This window comes from Paenibacillus sp. J31R34, from assembly GCF_059383715.1.
This window is the reverse complement of record NZ_JBXENU010000007.1, coordinates 126,609-142,292: the sequence shown is the minus strand read 5'-3', so window position 1 is coordinate 142,292 and position 15,684 is coordinate 126,609. Positions and strand designations below refer to the sequence as shown.

Annotated in this window: 16 protein-coding genes; 5 read left to right on the top strand and 11 right to left on the bottom strand. The window is 49.9% G+C overall.

All coding sequences use genetic code 11. The features are described 5' to 3' along the window. Nucleotides 1-127 precede the first annotated feature (127 nt). Together AC50YG_RS19965 and AC50YG_RS19960 are read left to right on the top strand one after the other, a co-directional pair. Entirely contained in the window at nt 128-793 is a 666-nt protein-coding gene (locus tag AC50YG_RS19965) for a hypothetical protein (protein ID WP_494828990.1), read from the top strand. A 38-nt stretch (nt 794-831) separates the two neighbouring features. Continuing rightward, the gene (locus AC50YG_RS19960; protein WP_494828985.1) at nt 832-2,001 is read left to right on the top strand and encodes a stalk domain-containing protein; all 1,170 of its coding nucleotides are present in this window, start codon (nt 832-834) and stop codon (nt 1,999-2,001) included. A gap of 111 nt (nt 2,002-2,112) precedes the next feature. Here AC50YG_RS19960 and AC50YG_RS19955 read toward each other — a convergent pair whose 3' ends face one another. From AC50YG_RS19955 to glsA, 11 genes are all read right to left on the bottom strand, one after another. Continuing rightward, a complete protein-coding gene (locus tag AC50YG_RS19955; protein WP_494828983.1) occupies nt 2,113-3,048 on the bottom strand; it encodes a dipeptidase in 936 nt (311 codons plus the stop codon). A gap of 23 nt (nt 3,049-3,071) precedes the next feature. Beyond that, complete coding sequence (locus AC50YG_RS19950) at nt 3,072-3,821, bottom strand: creatininase family protein (protein WP_494828981.1); 750 nt, start codon at nt 3,819-3,821, stop codon at nt 3,072-3,074. A gap of 47 nt (nt 3,822-3,868) precedes the next feature. After that, nucleotides 3,869-4,834 (bottom strand): ABC transporter ATP-binding protein, encoded by a 966-nt coding sequence (locus AC50YG_RS19945; RefSeq protein WP_494828979.1) that lies wholly within the window; start codon nt 4,832-4,834, stop codon nt 3,869-3,871. After that, nucleotides 4,831-5,817 (bottom strand): ABC transporter ATP-binding protein, encoded by a 987-nt coding sequence (locus AC50YG_RS19940; RefSeq protein ID WP_494828977.1) that lies wholly within the window; start codon nt 5,815-5,817, stop codon nt 4,831-4,833. Before AC50YG_RS19940 ends, AC50YG_RS19945 begins: the two co-directional genes overlap by 4 nt. Before the next feature lie 28 nt (nt 5,818-5,845). Beyond that, nucleotides 5,846-6,760 (bottom strand): nickel transporter permease, encoded by a 915-nt coding sequence (nikC, locus tag AC50YG_RS19935; RefSeq protein ID WP_494828975.1) that lies wholly within the window; start codon nt 6,758-6,760, stop codon nt 5,846-5,848. Between the two features lie 2 nt (nt 6,761-6,762). Beyond that, the gene (locus tag AC50YG_RS19930; RefSeq protein ID WP_494828973.1) at nt 6,763-7,695 is read right to left on the bottom strand and encodes an ABC transporter permease; all 933 of its coding nucleotides are present in this window, start codon (nt 7,693-7,695) and stop codon (nt 6,763-6,765) included. A gap of 44 nt (nt 7,696-7,739) precedes the next feature. Beyond that, complete coding sequence (locus AC50YG_RS19925; protein ID WP_494828971.1) at nt 7,740-8,549, bottom strand: carbon-nitrogen hydrolase family protein; 810 nt, start codon at nt 8,547-8,549, stop codon at nt 7,740-7,742. 82 nt (nt 8,550-8,631) lie between these two features. Beyond that, complete coding sequence (locus AC50YG_RS19920) at nt 8,632-10,236, bottom strand: ABC transporter substrate-binding protein (protein WP_494828969.1); 1,605 nt, start codon at nt 10,234-10,236, stop codon at nt 8,632-8,634. Further along, nucleotides 10,237-10,902: an RraA family protein gene (locus AC50YG_RS19915; protein WP_494828967.1), complete on the bottom strand. Its 666-nt coding sequence runs from the start codon at nt 10,900-10,902 to the stop codon at nt 10,237-10,239. 275 nt (nt 10,903-11,177) lie between these two features. Beyond that, nucleotides 11,178-11,579, bottom strand: a complete 402-nt coding sequence (locus AC50YG_RS19910; protein WP_099516532.1) for a DUF4265 domain-containing protein — start codon at nt 11,577-11,579, stop codon at nt 11,178-11,180. A gap of 17 nt (nt 11,580-11,596) precedes the next feature. Next, nucleotides 11,597-12,514, bottom strand: a complete 918-nt coding sequence (gene glsA, locus AC50YG_RS19905) for a glutaminase A (RefSeq protein WP_494829373.1) — start codon at nt 12,512-12,514, stop codon at nt 11,597-11,599. Nucleotides 12,515-12,931: 417 nt separating this feature from the next. Here glsA and AC50YG_RS19900 point away from each other — a divergent pair, with 417 nt between their 5' ends. The 3 genes from AC50YG_RS19900 to cysC all read left to right on the top strand — a co-directional run bounded on the left by AC50YG_RS19900 (nt 12,932) and on the right by cysC (nt 15,534). After that, nucleotides 12,932-13,969: a glycoside hydrolase family 53 protein gene (locus AC50YG_RS19900; protein ID WP_494828965.1), complete on the top strand. Its 1,038-nt coding sequence runs from the start codon at nt 12,932-12,934 to the stop codon at nt 13,967-13,969. A 99-nt stretch (nt 13,970-14,068) separates the two neighbouring features. Beyond that, nucleotides 14,069-14,908, top strand: coding sequence for an alpha/beta hydrolase family protein (locus AC50YG_RS19895; protein ID WP_494828963.1), 840 nt, complete (start codon nt 14,069-14,071; stop codon nt 14,906-14,908). Between the two features lie 11 nt (nt 14,909-14,919). Next, nucleotides 14,920-15,534 carry an adenylyl-sulfate kinase gene (gene cysC, locus AC50YG_RS19890; protein ID WP_494828961.1) on the top strand — a complete coding sequence of 205 codons (615 nt, stop codon included), beginning with the start codon at nt 14,920-14,922 and terminating at the stop codon, nt 15,532-15,534. Nucleotides 15,535-15,684 lie beyond the last annotated feature (150 nt).

Here is a 15,684-nt window from a genome sequence, read left to right as displayed (position 1 = left end):
CGATAAATTATGACAGAGATCAAAAAAATAATTGATGAATTTTCAGTAAAATGGAATGATTATAGAGGATTTTAGCACTTTATGTAGAAATTTTAATAGCTATAGATGATAGGGGGGATTTACCATTATGAAAAAAGCTATTTTTGCAGCTGCCGCAATGCTCGTCATGGCTGGCTGCGCCAGTCAAACCCAGGATTTTTCCACAGAGGTCAGTCAATTAAAGGAGCAAGTGAGCCAGCTGAGTGCTGAAAATGAGAAGTTAAAAGCACAGCTTGCCGAGTCTCCGGAGACCGCTGCCACAAGCGAGGCTTCTTCAGCGCCACAGCCGGAGCCGTCCGCCGACACTGGAAATGTACTGGAATTGAAAAAAGCGCTCGTTATTGCTGACTTCGCAGAGGTGACGCTCACGAAGACAGAATTCACGTCCAAAGTCGTTCCTCCGAAGCCGGACAGCTTCTACACGTATTACGAGGTGAAGGATGCCGAAAATATTTATTTGGATGTCGTCCTTAAATTCAAAAGCTTGCTCAGCTCCTCCAAAAGTGCAGATGATTTTGCCTCTGTACAAGTGAAATATGATAGCAAATATGAGTATAAAAGCTTTTCAACCATTGAAGAGTCGGGTGGAGGCAACTTTACCTATACGAATATAACGAGCATTGAGCCACTAAAAACGGGAGTTCTCCATTTTATCGCCGAGCTTCCTAAGGAAGCGGCCAAAGACAAGAAACCGATTGATATTATCGTTACTATTGAAGGCAAGGAATACGTCTATTCGTTGCGCAGTGAATAGTCTTTTCACGAAATATATAAATAGAGGGAGAATTAGATATGAAACAGAGAGTAATTACAATTTTGCTGGCTATGGTCATGCTGCTGGCAATCCCAACGGGGCTTTCGGCCGCTAAGGCGGAGAGCCAGACTGTTTTTGTGAACGGCAAGAAAGTTGCATACGCGCAGGCACCCATAAGCGAGAACGGCACAACGCTTGTATCGGCAAAAGAAACGATTGAAGCACTAGGCCTTGCCTTCAGCTGGGACAAGGGCAATAAGCGAATCATCGCCTCAAGCGGCGAAATGACGATTTCGATTATTTTGAATGAGCCTGTTGCTACGGTCAATGGCATTTCTGTATTTTTAGGCACGCCTGCTGTAGAGCGAAATGGACGCACCATGGTTCCACTTCGCCTGTTGACAGATGGTCTAGGCGCTTCTATGGCAACGAAAGGTCAGCAAATCAGCATTAAAACGGTAGACCCAAGTAAAAGCAAATATTATACAGGCCTTCCGCTGCAAATTACGAATTCCGCAGTGAAAAATCTAGGCACGGAAAAAATCATTGTTAATTATGTGGAATATTATTATGCCGGTGGCGCTGTGCAGGCCTATGATTTTACGGCATCGTTGAATGCACGCGGCAAAGCCGCTTTTAACAATGCGACCGTCAAGCCTGGAGATAATTTTGAATCGAATGGTACGAACTATACCTTTTTTGGCAGAGCCATCTACAGCATAGAGACTGGCGAAAAAGAAACGGTAAGCAAAAGCTACAATCTGGCTAAACAGCTTTACAATAATGGTGGCACGATTGAAAAGCAGATGAGAGCTCTCTACAAACAGAAGAGTGAGGAATACAAGAAACAGCTGAAAGAGGAGCTTAAGAAAAATAATAATGTTCCTTTTAAAATTGTGGGCCATAGTATTACGAAAGATTCCTACAATTATCCTGATGCCAATATAAAAATGGTTAATTTAACGGATAAAGCCATTGTTTCCTTCGAGCTTTCTTTCAGCACGTATGATGTTTATGACGATCCTGTAAAAGGCGGATATCCTTATACTAACCGTTTTTATGGCAGGGGCAATGATGTACGAGTGGAAAGTGGGGAACAATACACCTTTTCTTGGGACTTGTCCTCCTATTACAATACGTCAAAGCTGAAAAACATTCAGATCGATAAAGTAGCCTTCTCCGACGGCTCTGTCTGGAAACGTAAATAATCGTTGAACTAGCGAGTAGAAGGTTTAGCCTGACAAAGAAAAAGAAAACGCCGCAGCGCTTGTATCTCCTGCCCGCAAGGGAAGGACAGCAGCGCTGCGGCGTCTTTTGCATTAAAGGGAGGAAACCCGGCGCAGGAAATTATTATGCGCAAAGCCCCGCACCTGCTCCTCAGAGTAATGCTTAAGCAGCTCATTGATCAGGTTTTGGCTTTTTGCGGCGTTTTCGAGATTTTGCACGTAAGCGCCAATGCCGTCAAAATCGGAGCCAAGGCCAACCTGATTTACACCGCCAATAGCGCAGTAATGGTCAATATGCTTAATTAAATCGGGGATCGTCGTAATGACTCCCGACTCGGGCTTAATAAACTCGGGATAGTAAACAACATGGACGGTCGCATTTTTGGCAAACAGCGCTTGCGCCTGCTCATCAGACAATCCTCTTGGATGATCGAACACCGACTTTGCATTCGAGTGGCTGGCAATCAAATAATCAGCCGTTTCCACGACGTCCCAGAAGCTCTGCTCATTCAAATGGCTGACATCGGTCAAAATCTGGTGCTCATTGTGGAACTGTACCATTTTGCGGCCGAGGGAGGAGAGTCCAGCCCCGCGAGGCTCCAGCACCCCATCAGCCGCCAGGTTGGCGAAATTCCAGGTCAGGCCGACCGACAACACGCCAAGTCGGTGAAAGATATTCAGCTTATGCAAATCATTGCCGACCGGATCGACACCTTCAAGCGTGAGAAAAGCGCCAATTTCGTGCTCCGCCAGCTTGCCGATATCCTTCCATTCCTTTATGTGCTTGATATCCGGATTTTTTCCTAATACTTCCTCATAAAAATAATGCACCTGGTCGAGCGCCGATTGAAACTTCTCTGGATCAGTCAAGTTCGGCATGACAAAAATGGCGAAGCCTTGTACTTTGACTCCTCCTGCGAGCAGGCGCTGCTTGTTTGTATCCAGCTCAGGCGCATCGTTGAAGGAAAGGCTGCCTTTCTTATCCGCCAGCTTCATCAAAGCATCGCAATGCAAATCGATAATATTCATTTAAAAACTCCCTTCACCGCCATCTACAGCGGTTTAATATCCCAAGCTTCGCTTAGGAAAGCGAGAATCCGGTCAACAGAGCGCTGTACGAATGCCTCGCCTTTCTCGGCTGTCGCGACAGACGGATATCCAACGACGCCGGATTTGGAAAAAGAAGATAGACGGTTGTATTTGATGATTTCGGGAAAAGGATCTTCAATCGCAGGCAGTTCGTCGATGATAATGGACTGGTTTACAAGCTGAGGGTATAGATGAAGCAGGACAGAGGTGCCAATTTCACCGGCATGGCCGTTTGAAAATTTTCCGGATTCGGAAATGCCGTCATCCTGCGCCTTGATGAACCGCCAGCAATCGATCTGGGCTGCCAATACGTCGCTATGCTGCTCCTTGATCTGATGCACGATCTGATTGATTACAGGTACATTTCCAGCGTGGCCGTTAATGAAGAGTATACGTTTGAAGCCCCATTTTAACAAGCTGCTTACGATGTCGCCGAGATAAGCCTTCAAGCTTTCGGGTCGAATCGTAATTGTTCCGGGAAATTCATTCAGAACGGTGGAATCTCCAGCCTCTACGGTTGGTCCAATCAGTGCGCCAACTCGCTCGGCAACGAGCTCCGCCAGCTTGTCTGCCAGCAGCCCATCCGAGCCAAGAGGCAGATGGGGGCCATATACCTCAATTGCTCCTACAGGAACAATGACCAGCTCCGTTTGTTTTTTGTATTCCTCAAATACCGTCCAGCTGATGTCGCGTAATTTGCGGCTTTTCGTCATAATGTTCTCTCCCGTTTGTATGAGTTTTAGGATAGGGCTGTTTAGGCTTAATTGTACAAATGGCAGGCGACCTGCCGTCCGCCGACATCCCTCAGCTCCGGCTTATCCGTACGGCAAACGGCCATGCAGGCATGACAGCGGGTGTGAAAGGCACAGCCTGAGGGAGGATTGGCAGGGCTTGGCACATCGCCCGGCAGCACGATTCGGCTTTTCTTCGCCAGCGGATTTGGGCTGGGTACGGCGGACAGCAGCGCCTGCGTGTAAGGATGCAGCGGCTCCGTAAATAAGTCGCGTTTGTCCGCAAGCTCCACGATGCCGCCTAAATACATCACGCCAATCCGGCTGCTTATATGCTTAACTATGCTTAAATCATGGGCGATAAATAAGTAGGTAAGCTTGAACTGCTCCTGCAAATCCTGAAGCAAATTAATAATTTGCGATTGAATGGAAACGTCGAGGGCGGAGACGGGTTCATCTGCGACAATCAGCTTGGGGTTCAGCGCAAGTGCGCGGGCAATGCCGATCCGCTGCCGCTGTCCGCCGCTGAACTCATGGCCGTAGCGATCCGCATATCGGCTGTTTAAGCCGACGATCTCCAATAGCTCATCAATCCGTCGGGCCTGTTCCTTGCCGCTTGCTGCTTGATGAATGTCGAGCGGCTCGGCAATCAGCTCGCCCACCGTCATTCGGGGATCAAGCGAGGCATAAGGGTCTTGGAACACCATTTGCATATCCTTCCGCAGCCTGCGCAGCTCCTCGGGTGGGAGTCCCAACATATTTCGTCCTTCATAATTAATTTCTCCAGTTGTCGGGCGAAGCAATTGCAGCAGCGTGCGTCCTGTCGTGGATTTGCCACAGCCGCTTTCTCCCACAAGGCCCAGCGTCTCGCCTTTGAAAATCGTAAAGTTAAGGCCATCGACCGCCTTAACATGACCTACTGTCCGATTGAAAAGGCCCTTTTTAATCGGAAAATATTTGGTTAAATGATTTACCTCAAGCAGCGGTTCATTCATTGGAACGCCTCCTTCGCTACGGCTGCATGGAGCCAGCATCTGGCTGAATGCCCAGCAGCCCCGACTGCTTCCAGCTGCGGATGCCGCTCATGGCAAATCGCCTGCGCAAATTCACAGCGGGGGCTGAACCTACAGCCTTCCCGCAAGCTTCCGGGCGGTGGAACGCTGCCGGGAATGGAATACAGCCTGCGCTCATCCGTTTCAAGCGTAGGCATCGACTTAATTAAGCCTTGTGTATAGGGATGCTTGGGATTTGTGAAAAGGGTAAGCACGTCGCATTCCTCGATAATTTGTCCCCCATACATAACGGCTACGCGGTCGCACATTTCCGCAACGACGCCAAGATCATGCGTGATCAGCAAGATGGAGGTGCCATGACTCTTTTTTAGCTGCTGCATGAGCTCCAGAATTTGGGCCTGTATCGTAACGTCTAGTGCGGTTGTCGGTTCATCGGCAATGAGCAGCTTGGGATTGCAGGCCATCGCAATGGCGATCATCACCCGCTGCCGCATCCCGCCGGATAAGCGATGGGGGTACTCCCGCAGCATTTGCTCCGGGCGTGGAATGCCAACCAGGCGCAGCATTTCAATTGCCCTTGCTTTCGTTTCTGAGCGGCTAATCTTCATATGAATGCGAATGGCTTCAAGCAGCTGTTCGCCAATCGTAAACACAGGGTTGAGCGCGGTCATCGGTTCTTGAAAAATCATCGCCATGTCATTGCCGCGCACGCCCCTCATTTCCTTCTCGGAAAGCGCAAGAATATCCCGGCCATCGAAGGTGACAGAGCCTTCAACTACTTTGCCCGGCGTTAAACGCATGGCGGTCAGCGAGGTCACGCTTTTGCCCGAGCCGGATTCTCCGACAATACCGACCGTCTCGCCTTCATAAATTGTAATATCAATGCCGTCGACAGCAGGAACGACGCCATCGACCGTATAAAAATACGTTTTGAGCGCCTTCATTTCCAATAGTTTGCGTTTCACAGCGGGTCCTCCTTAGCTAAACAGTCATCTAAACCTTCATTTTTGGATCAAGGGCGTCGCGCAGCCCATCGCCGAGCAGGTTGAAGCCAAGAACAACGAGCATAATGGCAATACCCGGCACGATGGACAGATGGGGCGCGGTTCGCAGAAATTCCCGGCCTGCGCTCAGCATGGCCCCCCATTCCGGAGATGGCGGTTGAGCGCCCATACCAAGAAAGCTTAGTCCCGAAGCTGACAAAATAGCGGTAGCTACGCGCAGCGCCGAAAGCACAATAATCGGAGCAATGCTGTTCGGAAGTATATGCTTCAAAATAATACGCCTGTGCTTGGCGCCCATAGAACGCGAGGCTTCGATATATTCTTTGTTTTTAACCGACAGCACAGCGCTGCGGGTAATCCAGATGAACGATGGCACGGAGAAAATGCCAATGGCAATCATTAGATTCACCATCCCAGGGCCAAGCACGCTTACAATGGCAAGCGCCAGCAGAAAGCCGGGAAAGGCCATGAAAATATCGGTGATTCGCATAATGACCGACTCGATTTTGCCGCCAAAATAACCCGCTATTGTACCGAAGGCTACGCCAAAAACGACAGAAATGACTACGCCGACAATGCCTACCATCAGCGAGATGCGTGAGCCATAAAATATCCGCGACAAAATATCCCGCCCATATTCGTCGGTTCCGAATGGATGGCTAAGGGATGGCGCCTGCAGCAGCTTATCCATATTTTGCTCCAGCGGATCATAAGGGGAGATCCACGGTGCCAGTATGGCGATAATGATAAAGAGGCTGACCATCCATAGGCCGAGCAGGGAGCGTTTGTTGTTTTTGAGCCGCTTGAGCACCTGCTTGTAAAGAGTCCCTCGTCTGGCAGGCACATCGTTATAAGTCGCTGGCATGCTTTGGGCAGGCAGCGATGCAGCCTTGGGTTCACTCATTGCTAGGCCTCCTTCCGGTCATAACGGATTCGCGGGTCTACAGCGGCATAACATAAATCAACGAGCAGATTGACGATGACGAAGAGAAGCGCAACGAATAAAATGCTGCCCTGAACAGCCGAATAATCTCTAAACTGAATCGATTGAATAATATAGCGGCCCAGACCATTCATGGAAAAGACCGTCTCCGTAAGTACTGCGCCGCCGAGCAGGTTGCCGATCTCCATGCCGATGACGGTAATAATCGGAACGAAGGCATTTTTAAGCGCGTGTTTGTAAATGATGAGCCACTGACGGACACCTTTGGCCTTCGCGGTGCGGATATAGTCTTGATTAATGACCTCAAGAATGCTGGAGCGAGTGAGCCGGGCGAGCACAGCGGCAGAGGAAATGCCAAGCACGAGCGCCGGAAGCACAAAATGCTTCAGCTCGCTGCTGCCTCCAGAAGGCAATATCGGAATATAATAGGCAAAAACAAGAATTAAAATAATGCCCAGCCAAAACACAGGCATAGATATGCCGAACAAAGAGAAAGCCATGGCGGTATGGTCGCGGACACTGCCGGGTTTGGTTGCTGCGATAATGCCAGAAAACAGCCCGATGACGACGGTAACTAGCGTTGCCAATATCGTCAAAATCACTGTGCTCGGGAACCGCTCCATAATTTCTTGCAGCACCGGATTGTCCGAACGCAGCGAAGTGCCGAAATCACCTTGCAGCAGCTGCCAATTATAATCGATATATTGCTCGTAGAGCGGACGGTCGGTTCCGAGCCGCTCCCGAATGATCTGCACTTCCTCGGGACTGGCATCCAGCCCCGCAATTAATTCAGCGGGATCGCCAGGGACAAGCTGTAAAATGATGAAAGAGAGCAGGGAAACGCCGATTAGCGTCGGTATCATTTGCAGCAATCGTTTTAATACATAGTTAAACAAGGGAAAATCTCCTTCCTGTCCGCTCGAATGAAGCGGGCAAGCGATTAGCCGTACAAATGCGCCTGCCGATGAAGATGCGAAGGGAGCTTGGCGCGAACTTCGCGCACGCGTTCCAGATCAATCCGGTAAGGGATAAGCGTTTCGGTCTCTGCGCCGCGCGCCACGACAACGCCCATTGGATCGACGATCAGGCTCTGGCCAATGTAAAATTCATTAACCTGATTAACGGCAACGACATAAGCGGTATTTTCCAGCGCCCGCGTCGTAACGAGATTTTCCCAGTGGAGCTCCTTGACCGGACCGCGCACCCAGCCGGATGGCACAATAATGATGTCGGCACCATGCAGCGCCTGGTAGCGGGCGATTTCCGGGAAGCGCAGCTCATAGCAGACGAACAGTCCCAGCTTGCCAAATGGCGTATCAATCGGCTCGAACAGCGCCGTGCCGGGCTTAATATCTCGTGATTCCTGCGCGCCGAATGCATCAAAAAGATGCGTTTTGCGATAATGGCCAGCTATTTGGCCCTCGGCATCTATAATAACTGTGGAGTTGTATACCCGATCATCTTCGGAATCCTCCGTCGTCTCGCGCGTTCCGAAAATGACCCATACGCCGTAACGCTTGGCAAGCGACTGTATCGTCGTAACGAAATGGCCATCCAGCGGCTCGGCATCCTCCAGCTTGCGTTCTCTTGGCGTTCCAATTTGATAGAAGCTCATGAAGGCTTCGGGAAAAACGACCAGATCTGCCCGGTGAAGGGAGGTCGCTTCCTGCAGCGCTTTTTCCGCCTTGTCCAAATTTTCCTGTTTGCTGCTTGAAGAACCGAACTGTGCCATCACGATTTGAAAGGTCATTGCTGTTTTCACTCCTGTAGTCATTTTTTTGAAAAAGCGGGCTTTCCATGCGAATGGTGCCGCTCGCGCAGCATCACCGGGCTTACTTGAAATTCACACCGCGCAAGTCCCAGAGCAGGGAAGGCAGAAACGTAATGCCTTCGATTTTGCTGGAATATGCAATTTGAACCGTATCCTCATACAAGGGGATCCAAGGTGCGTCCGCTTTGATGAGCTGTAAAGCTTCGCTATAATTTTTCTGGCGTTCCGCTTTATCAAGCGCTTGCCCTCCCGCAAAAATGAGCTCGTCTACTTTGGGATTGGTATAGAAGGCATAATTGGATTTGCTCGTCGAGAGGAAGCTGTCCCGCAGCAGAGCATCGCCGTCGCCTGTAACGGAAGATGCGCCACGGACGAATAAATCATAGCTATCCGGATTTTTCAGCACATCGAGATAAGAAGCAAGCTCCAGCACCTGCAGCTCTGCTTTGAAGCCCAGCTGCTGCAAGCTGTTTTGCACGAATTCGGCGGCAGGGCGATCCTGCACGGCATTTGCCGCAAGCACGATTCGCAGCGTCGTTCCTTCCTTCACACCAGCCTCCTGCAGCAGCTTTTTCGCTGCTTCCACATCATAGGCGTATGCGCCTACGTCAGTGTAGCCAAAGGAATTTTTTGAAATAAATGAAGTGGCGACCTCGACTCTGCCTTCATAAAGCTTGTTGACCAGTGTCTCACGATTGATCGCCAGATTGAGTGCAGTGCGCACTTTAACATTATCTAGAGGAGCATGCTTCGTATTAATGCCGATATAGCCAACACGGTTGGTAGAGCGAGTATTGACGGTGAACTTACTGTCATTTGTCAAGCGCTCGATATCGGTTCCCGGCACTTTATCGATAACATCGGCCTCGCCGGATTCCAGCATAATAACGCGGGCAGCATTTTCGGTTACCGTTTTGAACGTAATTCCGCTTACACCTGGCTTGCCTCCCCAATACTGCTCATTCGCCTCCAGTACAATCTCGTTGCCTGAGCTCCAGCTTTTAAGCTTAAAGGGGCCTGTGCCTACAGGCTTCTTGGCAATGCCTGCTGCATCTTCCTGAATTGATTTAGAGCTAATAATGCTGCCAGAGGTGACGGCAATATTGTTAAGGAAAGCGCCCTGCGGCTCTTTGAGCTGAAAAATAACGTCGGAATCGCCGTTCGTGCTGACGGATTCAATAAATTGTCCCAAGGTAGCGTATTGGGACAGCTTGTTATCCGGGTTGATCAGACGATCAAAATTGGCTTTCACCGCTTCGGCATTAAAAGGGGTACCGTCTTGAAAAGTCACGTTTTGACGCAGATGGAAGGTCCAAGCTTTGCCGTCTGTCGAGGTTTCCCAGCTTTCAGCAAGCTGAGGAACGATTTCAAGCTTATCGTTGAACGTAACGAGGCGGTCATAAATTTGGTAATTAATAAAGCTGGAGATGGAGTCGGTCGCATTTTGCGGATCAAATCCGATGGCATCACCCGTCAAGGCGATCGTCAGGCTCTTGGCTGCCGCCGCATCGGAAGCTCCACTTGTGCTGCTTGATGCTGTATCCGGCGCTGCGGTATTCGTATTCTCGGTGCTGTTTGCTCCACTTCCATTGCCGCAGCCAGCAGCGAACAGGGATAAGGCAATAAGGGCAATACCCAGCTTGTTTTTGAAAAGATTCCTGCTCATCTAGTTGATTCCCCCTTGATTATCGGTTGCCGCCGGTTGATCTGCATATGCAGCGAGCAGCTTATCGTAGCCGAGTTCCTTTCGGCGCTGTTGTTCCTTGTGCTGCTTTTCCTGAGCAATGAGCCCAAGCTCTTTGGCATGCAGCGGATTGATGACAAACACGCCATCATCATCGCCGACGATGAGATCGCCAGGCTGAATGCTTACACCGCTAACGCTAACGGGCGTATTTACTTCGCCTTCAAGCTGGAGCGAGCGGGTAGTCAGCGCGCTGATGCCCTTGGAATAGACCGGAAAACGAAGCTGTGTGATCGGCCGCACGTCGGTGACGCAGCCGGATATAATGGCTCCGGCAATCTTTTTGTCCAGAGCAGCATACGTCACAAATTCTCCCCAGCAAGCACGCTGGTCATCACCGGACATATCAATCACTAAAACATCTCCTGGCTGTGCCAGCTCGAAGGCATGCCGAATGGCGGAAGCGTCAATATGAGGAATTCGTACGGTGACTGCATTGCCTAATAGGCGAATAGGGCGAAACAGTGGCTGCAGGCCGGTTAGAAACCCGAAATCCGTCAAATGGCCGATCGTTGAAGGGCTGATAGGTTCATAAAGCTCAAGTAATTCAGCCGTTACTCCTTGTACTCGTGGTTCGATGCGAAACATTAGATGTGTTCTCCTCTCACTCGAAACATTAATTTGATAAATCTTATGTGATTAGTATGTTTTAACTTGTTGAAAACAATAGCATTGCTCGTTCCTGACCGTCAATGCAAAAACCTATAGATAATTTCAATGGTCAATTGGAAAAAACTATCGGATTGCTATAGAGTGATGGAAAAGGCAGGCAGGGCCTGCTCTTTTCCTTGTATCGCCAGAAAAACAAAAAAGCATCCAAATGGATATTGGATGCAAGAGGCTAATGCTTATTGGAAAGTTCCTTATCTGTCCTTACTTACCGTAATATTGTTTATTTCCACATCGGGATCAAAGTCAATATGGCTCGGCACATTGATAATGAGCATGCCCCCAAAAATCGTTTCCCAGTTGCCGCCGCTGTCGGCGACCCGGTTTTTGAAAGCGGCAAGCTCCTCGGAAGAAGCGACGTCCTGGCTGAGCAGCCACGAATATCTTCTTAAGCGAGATTTGCGAACCGTCTCTTTATAAAAATAAATGTTGCCTTGCTGCTCCAGCTTGACAATATCACCGAATGATACCATTTCCGTAAATAATGGATTTTCTTCAATGCGGTAGCGCTGATCGTCAATCGGCGTTACCTTGAGCATCTCAATCTCTTGCCCGGAGGAATGAAAGGAAATGCCAAGCTCAACAGATGGATTCATAATAGGCACCTTCTTCGTTAAAATAAGCTTAGGTCAAATGTTCGCGACAACGTTTCGAGCAAATGAACGCCTGCAATGCTGTTGCCCTTGCGGTGCAGGGATGGCCCAACGACGCCGATGCCGTAGCGACCTGGAACGATCGCGAGAATGCCGCCGGATACGCCGCTTTTGGCCGGCAATCCCACTTGAATCGCGAATTCGCCCGAGGCATTGTACATGCCGCAAGTAATCATAAACGTTTTGGCGATTTGCACGTAACGCCGTGGTATCAGCTGGGCTCCAGTGACGGGATCGGTTCCGTTATGCGCCATAACGAGCGCCATGCGAGCCAAATCCGCGCAGGTGACGCTGATCGAGCAGTGCCGGAAATACACGTCGAGCACTTCCTCGACTTCCCCCTGCAGCACCTGCTTATCCTTCAGAAAATAAGCCATCGAGCGATTCAAATTTGCTGTTTTGGCTTCTGACAGATATACCTCGTTATCATAATCCAGCGTAATATTACCTGAAAGATTGCGGAAAAAATCGAGCACACGGGCCGATTTCTCCTCCCGGCTGCTTCCGGCAATCAGCGAAGAAATTGCAATCGCTCCAGCATTGATCAGCGGATTAAAGGGAATGCCGGGCTGCACAAGCTCCAGCTTGAGCATGGAGTTGAAGCTGTCCCCGGTTGGCTCCATGCCAACCTTGGCGAAAACCGCCTCTTCGCCATTATCCATTAACGCCAGGATGAGCGTGAAAACTTTGGAAATGCTTTGCATAGTAAAGGATATGCCGCAATCTCCTGCAGATGCTACTTGACCTTCTGCACCCACAATATGAATGCCCAAGGCGTCCTTGGGGGATTTTGCAAGCTCAGGTATGTAGGAGGCCACTTTGCCATGAAGAGCCTGCTGGCGGGAGGTTTCTACCCATTTGGGCAGCAGGGAGTGCATATGTTTAAGCTCGCTATTTGTCAATTCGTTTCCTCCTGCTCGCCAGTTTGGCATGAATGGCTCTATTATAATACATTTTGGTAGTGAAGCGCATCAGGCTTACGCAGGGCGATCATGATTGAAGAAAGCAGGAAATGTTGTAAAATCATCCATTATATTCACATTGTATCCTGTTCTTCTGCTTGCGGTGAATTTATAATCAGAAGCGTATCCCGTAGTTAACGATAGAAAAGATATGGTGAAGGAATCGGTAGTCCCCCCATTGCCAACGCTGCTGATGCTTCTTCACCATAGGCTTGAAAGCCTATCCTGCTAGGGAACGGTTGTTGAAACTCATTTATGTAAGCGGATACAATCTTGGGTATGCCAGTCGGGGCCAAATCCGGCAAACTATTAAAGGAAGAGGGAATGTTGAAAATGAAAAAAAGACTCAAGCTGCTCGTTTTCGCTATGATGATTATCGCCCTTATTACGGTACAGATGCCGCTTCAGCAGGCCGAAGCGGCTCCTGCCTTTGCCAAAGGGACGGATATTAGCTGGGTTCCCGGTCTTGAGGCGCAAGGCTACACCTGGAAGGACAAAAACGGCACGACCAAGGATATCATTCAAATTTTGAAAAATGACTACCAGATTAATTCGGTTCGAATTCGCGTATTCGTAAATCCTTCGAGTAATTATGCAAACGGTTACTTGGATATGAACCGGGCCGCAGCGCTGGCACAGCGGGCGAAAAATGCAGGCATGAGCATTATGCTGACGCTGCATTACAGCGACTCATGGGCCGATCCAGGGCAGCAGACAAAGCCTGCTGCTTGGAATAGTTACACATTCCAGCAGCTGATGGATGCGGTCTGGAACCATACGCGGGCGGTTATGACCGCGATGCAGGCGAAGGGCGTAACGCCGGATTGGGTGCAGATCGGCAATGAAACGAATAACGGCATGCTGTGGAATGACGGCAAAGCGACTGTCAGCATGCAGAACTACGCATGGCTGGTCAATACCGGCAACAATGCGGTAAAATCAATCTCTTCCGGTACGAAGACGATCGTTCATCTGGCAGGCGGCAATGATAATGCTTTATTCGTTTGGAATATCGGGGGGCTGATCAGCAATGGCGCGACCTTTGATATTATCGGCATGTCGCTGTATCCATCGGCTTCAGATTGGTCGGCCAAGGTAGATCAAACGATCAGCAATGCCAATAATATGATTGCCCGGTATGGCAAACCAGTTATCATTTCTGAAATTGGCCTTGAATATAACCAGCCAGCTGCTACGAAGAGCTTCGTTGCTGCGATTAAGACGAAGGTTCGCAATATTTCTGGCGGCAAGGGGCTAGGAGTCTTTTATTGGGAGCCGGAGGCGCCTCCGGGCTACAATGGCGGCTATAACAAAGGCGCTTGGCAGGCAAACGGCCAGCCGACGATTGCATTGGAAGGTTTCTTGAACTAGCAAGCTAGCTCCTAAGCAGTCCAGCTATTCATTCCCCTGTTATTTCACTTATAATAGAAAGCAGGACGAATCTATTTGGAGAAACGGGGGAGTTTGTAGGTGGAAGCCGTAAATAGCAAACCTTTTACCATTGATTTGGAATCAAACCTGACGCTGCGAGGGGACGTTCGAGTGTCAGGCGAACCGGGGAAGAAGCCGGTTGTTATCGTTGCCCATGGCTTCAAAGGGTTTAAAGATTGGGGATTTATACCCTATGCCTGCGAGCAGCTTGCAAGGCAAGGCTATGCTGTCATTTCCTTTAATTTCAGCTGCAATGGCGTAGGGGAAACGGACTTTGACGAGCTGGATAAATTTGCGGTTAACACATATTCCCGTGAACAGCTGGATCTTGATACAATCATCACGCAGCTGCTGGAAGCGAAGCTTCCTTTCGCCGAGGAGCTGAATACGAACCGGATTGCCCTGCTTGGACATAGCCGTGGGGGCGGAAATAGTATTTTGGCCGCTGCGAGGTACCCGCAGCTTCAGGCAGTTGTAACATGGAATGGCATAGCCGATGTGAATCTCTTTACGGAGGCGTTTCGGCAGGAGGTGCTGAGCCGCGGCGTCGGTTATGTACCCAACATGCGCACAAAGCAGCAAATGCCGATATCGCCTGTGTTTTTTGAAGACCTAGAGCGCCATGCAGCGGCGTTTAATATTAAACAGGTGCTGGCCACCCTAGCAGTTCCAGCACTGCTGATACAGGGGGATCAAGATTCGGAGCGACTGGTATCAGGCTATGAACAAATGCGTGAGGCTGCGCCGCAGCATACGTTCGTTACACTAACGGGAGCGGACCATACCTTTGGGGCAAAGCATCCCTTTGCCTTCACAACTGCGAATTTGGAGGAAGCGCTTCGGCTGACGGTGCTTTTTCTAAATGAGCGCCTAAAGTAGGGGAATGTCAGATGGATCAAAAATCCCCGAATGTGCAGTGGCAATCGTATGAGCTTGGCGGATTGCAGCAGTCTGGCCAAGTGGCCTATTCCGGCAGCATTGTATGGTTAACAGGGCTGCCTGCATCAGGAAAGTCATCTATCGCTGCTTCGCTTCATAGACAGCTTCAAGCAAGCGGCGTGCGAACGGCGATACTGGATGGCGATAATTTGCGGCATGGGCTAAACCGCGATCTTGGCTTTAGTGCAGAGGATCGCCGCGAAAATGTGCGCCGCACCGCGGAGGTGGCGGGGCTGTTTGCTGGCAATGGAAGCATTGCCATAGTGGCGCTCGTCTCGCCGCTGGAGGCGGATCGAGCACTGGCGCGAGCAATTGCAGCTCCACTGCCCTATGTGGAGGTGTATGTAAATTGTCCGCTTGCGATATGCGAGCAGCGTGATCCGAAGGGGCTTTACAGCAAGGCGCGGTGTGGAGAAATTCCGCTGTTCACGGGCATATCTGCTCCTTACGAGGCGCCGCTCGTTCCAGACCTGGAGCTGTTTTCGGGCATAGGAAATGCAGATACTGCGGCTGAGGCGGTTATCCGCTGCTTGCAGCAGCGCGGTATTTTAACTGAGCGGGATTAGCAAAACAATCGGGCAACCTATGCTCTTGTGATACGCTCTGTAAAATCAAGCAAAAAAAGCTTCTTCTTCGGGAACGCCCGAAGAAGAAGCTTTTTTTGCTTGATATAATGAGCTTGAGCATCGACTTCGCTTGTGCCAGCAGCCTGCTGG

Bases quoted from the DNA above. Each gene is read 5' to 3' on its own strand.
- AC50YG_RS19965 (WP_494828990.1), top strand. From the start codon at position 128: ATGAAAAAAGCTATTTTTGCAGCTGCCGCAATGCTCGTCATGGCTGGC.
- AC50YG_RS19960 (WP_494828985.1), top strand. From the start codon at position 832: ATGAAACAGAGAGTAATTACAATTTTGCTGGCTATGGTCATGCTGCTG.
- AC50YG_RS19955 (WP_494828983.1), bottom strand. From the start codon at position 3,048: ATGAATATTATCGATTTGCATTGCGATGCTTTGATGAAGCTGGCGGAT.
- AC50YG_RS19950 (WP_494828981.1), bottom strand. From the start codon at position 3,821: ATGACGAAAAGCCGCAAATTACGCGACATCAGCTGGACGGTATTTGAG.
- AC50YG_RS19945 (WP_494828979.1), bottom strand. From the start codon at position 4,834: ATGAATGAACCGCTGCTTGAGGTAAATCATTTAACCAAATATTTTCCG.
- nikC (WP_494828975.1), bottom strand. From the start codon at position 6,760: ATGAGTGAACCCAAGGCTGCATCGCTGCCTGCCCAAAGCATGCCAGCG.
- AC50YG_RS19925 (WP_494828971.1), bottom strand. From the start codon at position 8,549: ATGACCTTTCAAATCGTGATGGCACAGTTCGGTTCTTCAAGCAGCAAA.
- AC50YG_RS19920 (WP_494828969.1), bottom strand. From the start codon at position 10,236: ATGAGCAGGAATCTTTTCAAAAACAAGCTGGGTATTGCCCTTATTGCC.
- AC50YG_RS19915 (WP_494828967.1), bottom strand. From the start codon at position 10,902: ATGTTTCGCATCGAACCACGAGTACAAGGAGTAACGGCTGAATTACTT.
- AC50YG_RS19910 (WP_099516532.1), bottom strand. From the start codon at position 11,579: ATGAATCCATCTGTTGAGCTTGGCATTTCCTTTCATTCCTCCGGGCAA.
- glsA (WP_494829373.1), bottom strand. From the start codon at position 12,514: ATGCACTCCCTGCTGCCCAAATGGGTAGAAACCTCCCGCCAGCAGGCT.
- AC50YG_RS19900 (WP_494828965.1), top strand. From the start codon at position 12,932: ATGAAAAAAAGACTCAAGCTGCTCGTTTTCGCTATGATGATTATCGCC.
- cysC (WP_494828961.1), top strand. From the start codon at position 14,920: ATGGATCAAAAATCCCCGAATGTGCAGTGGCAATCGTATGAGCTTGGC.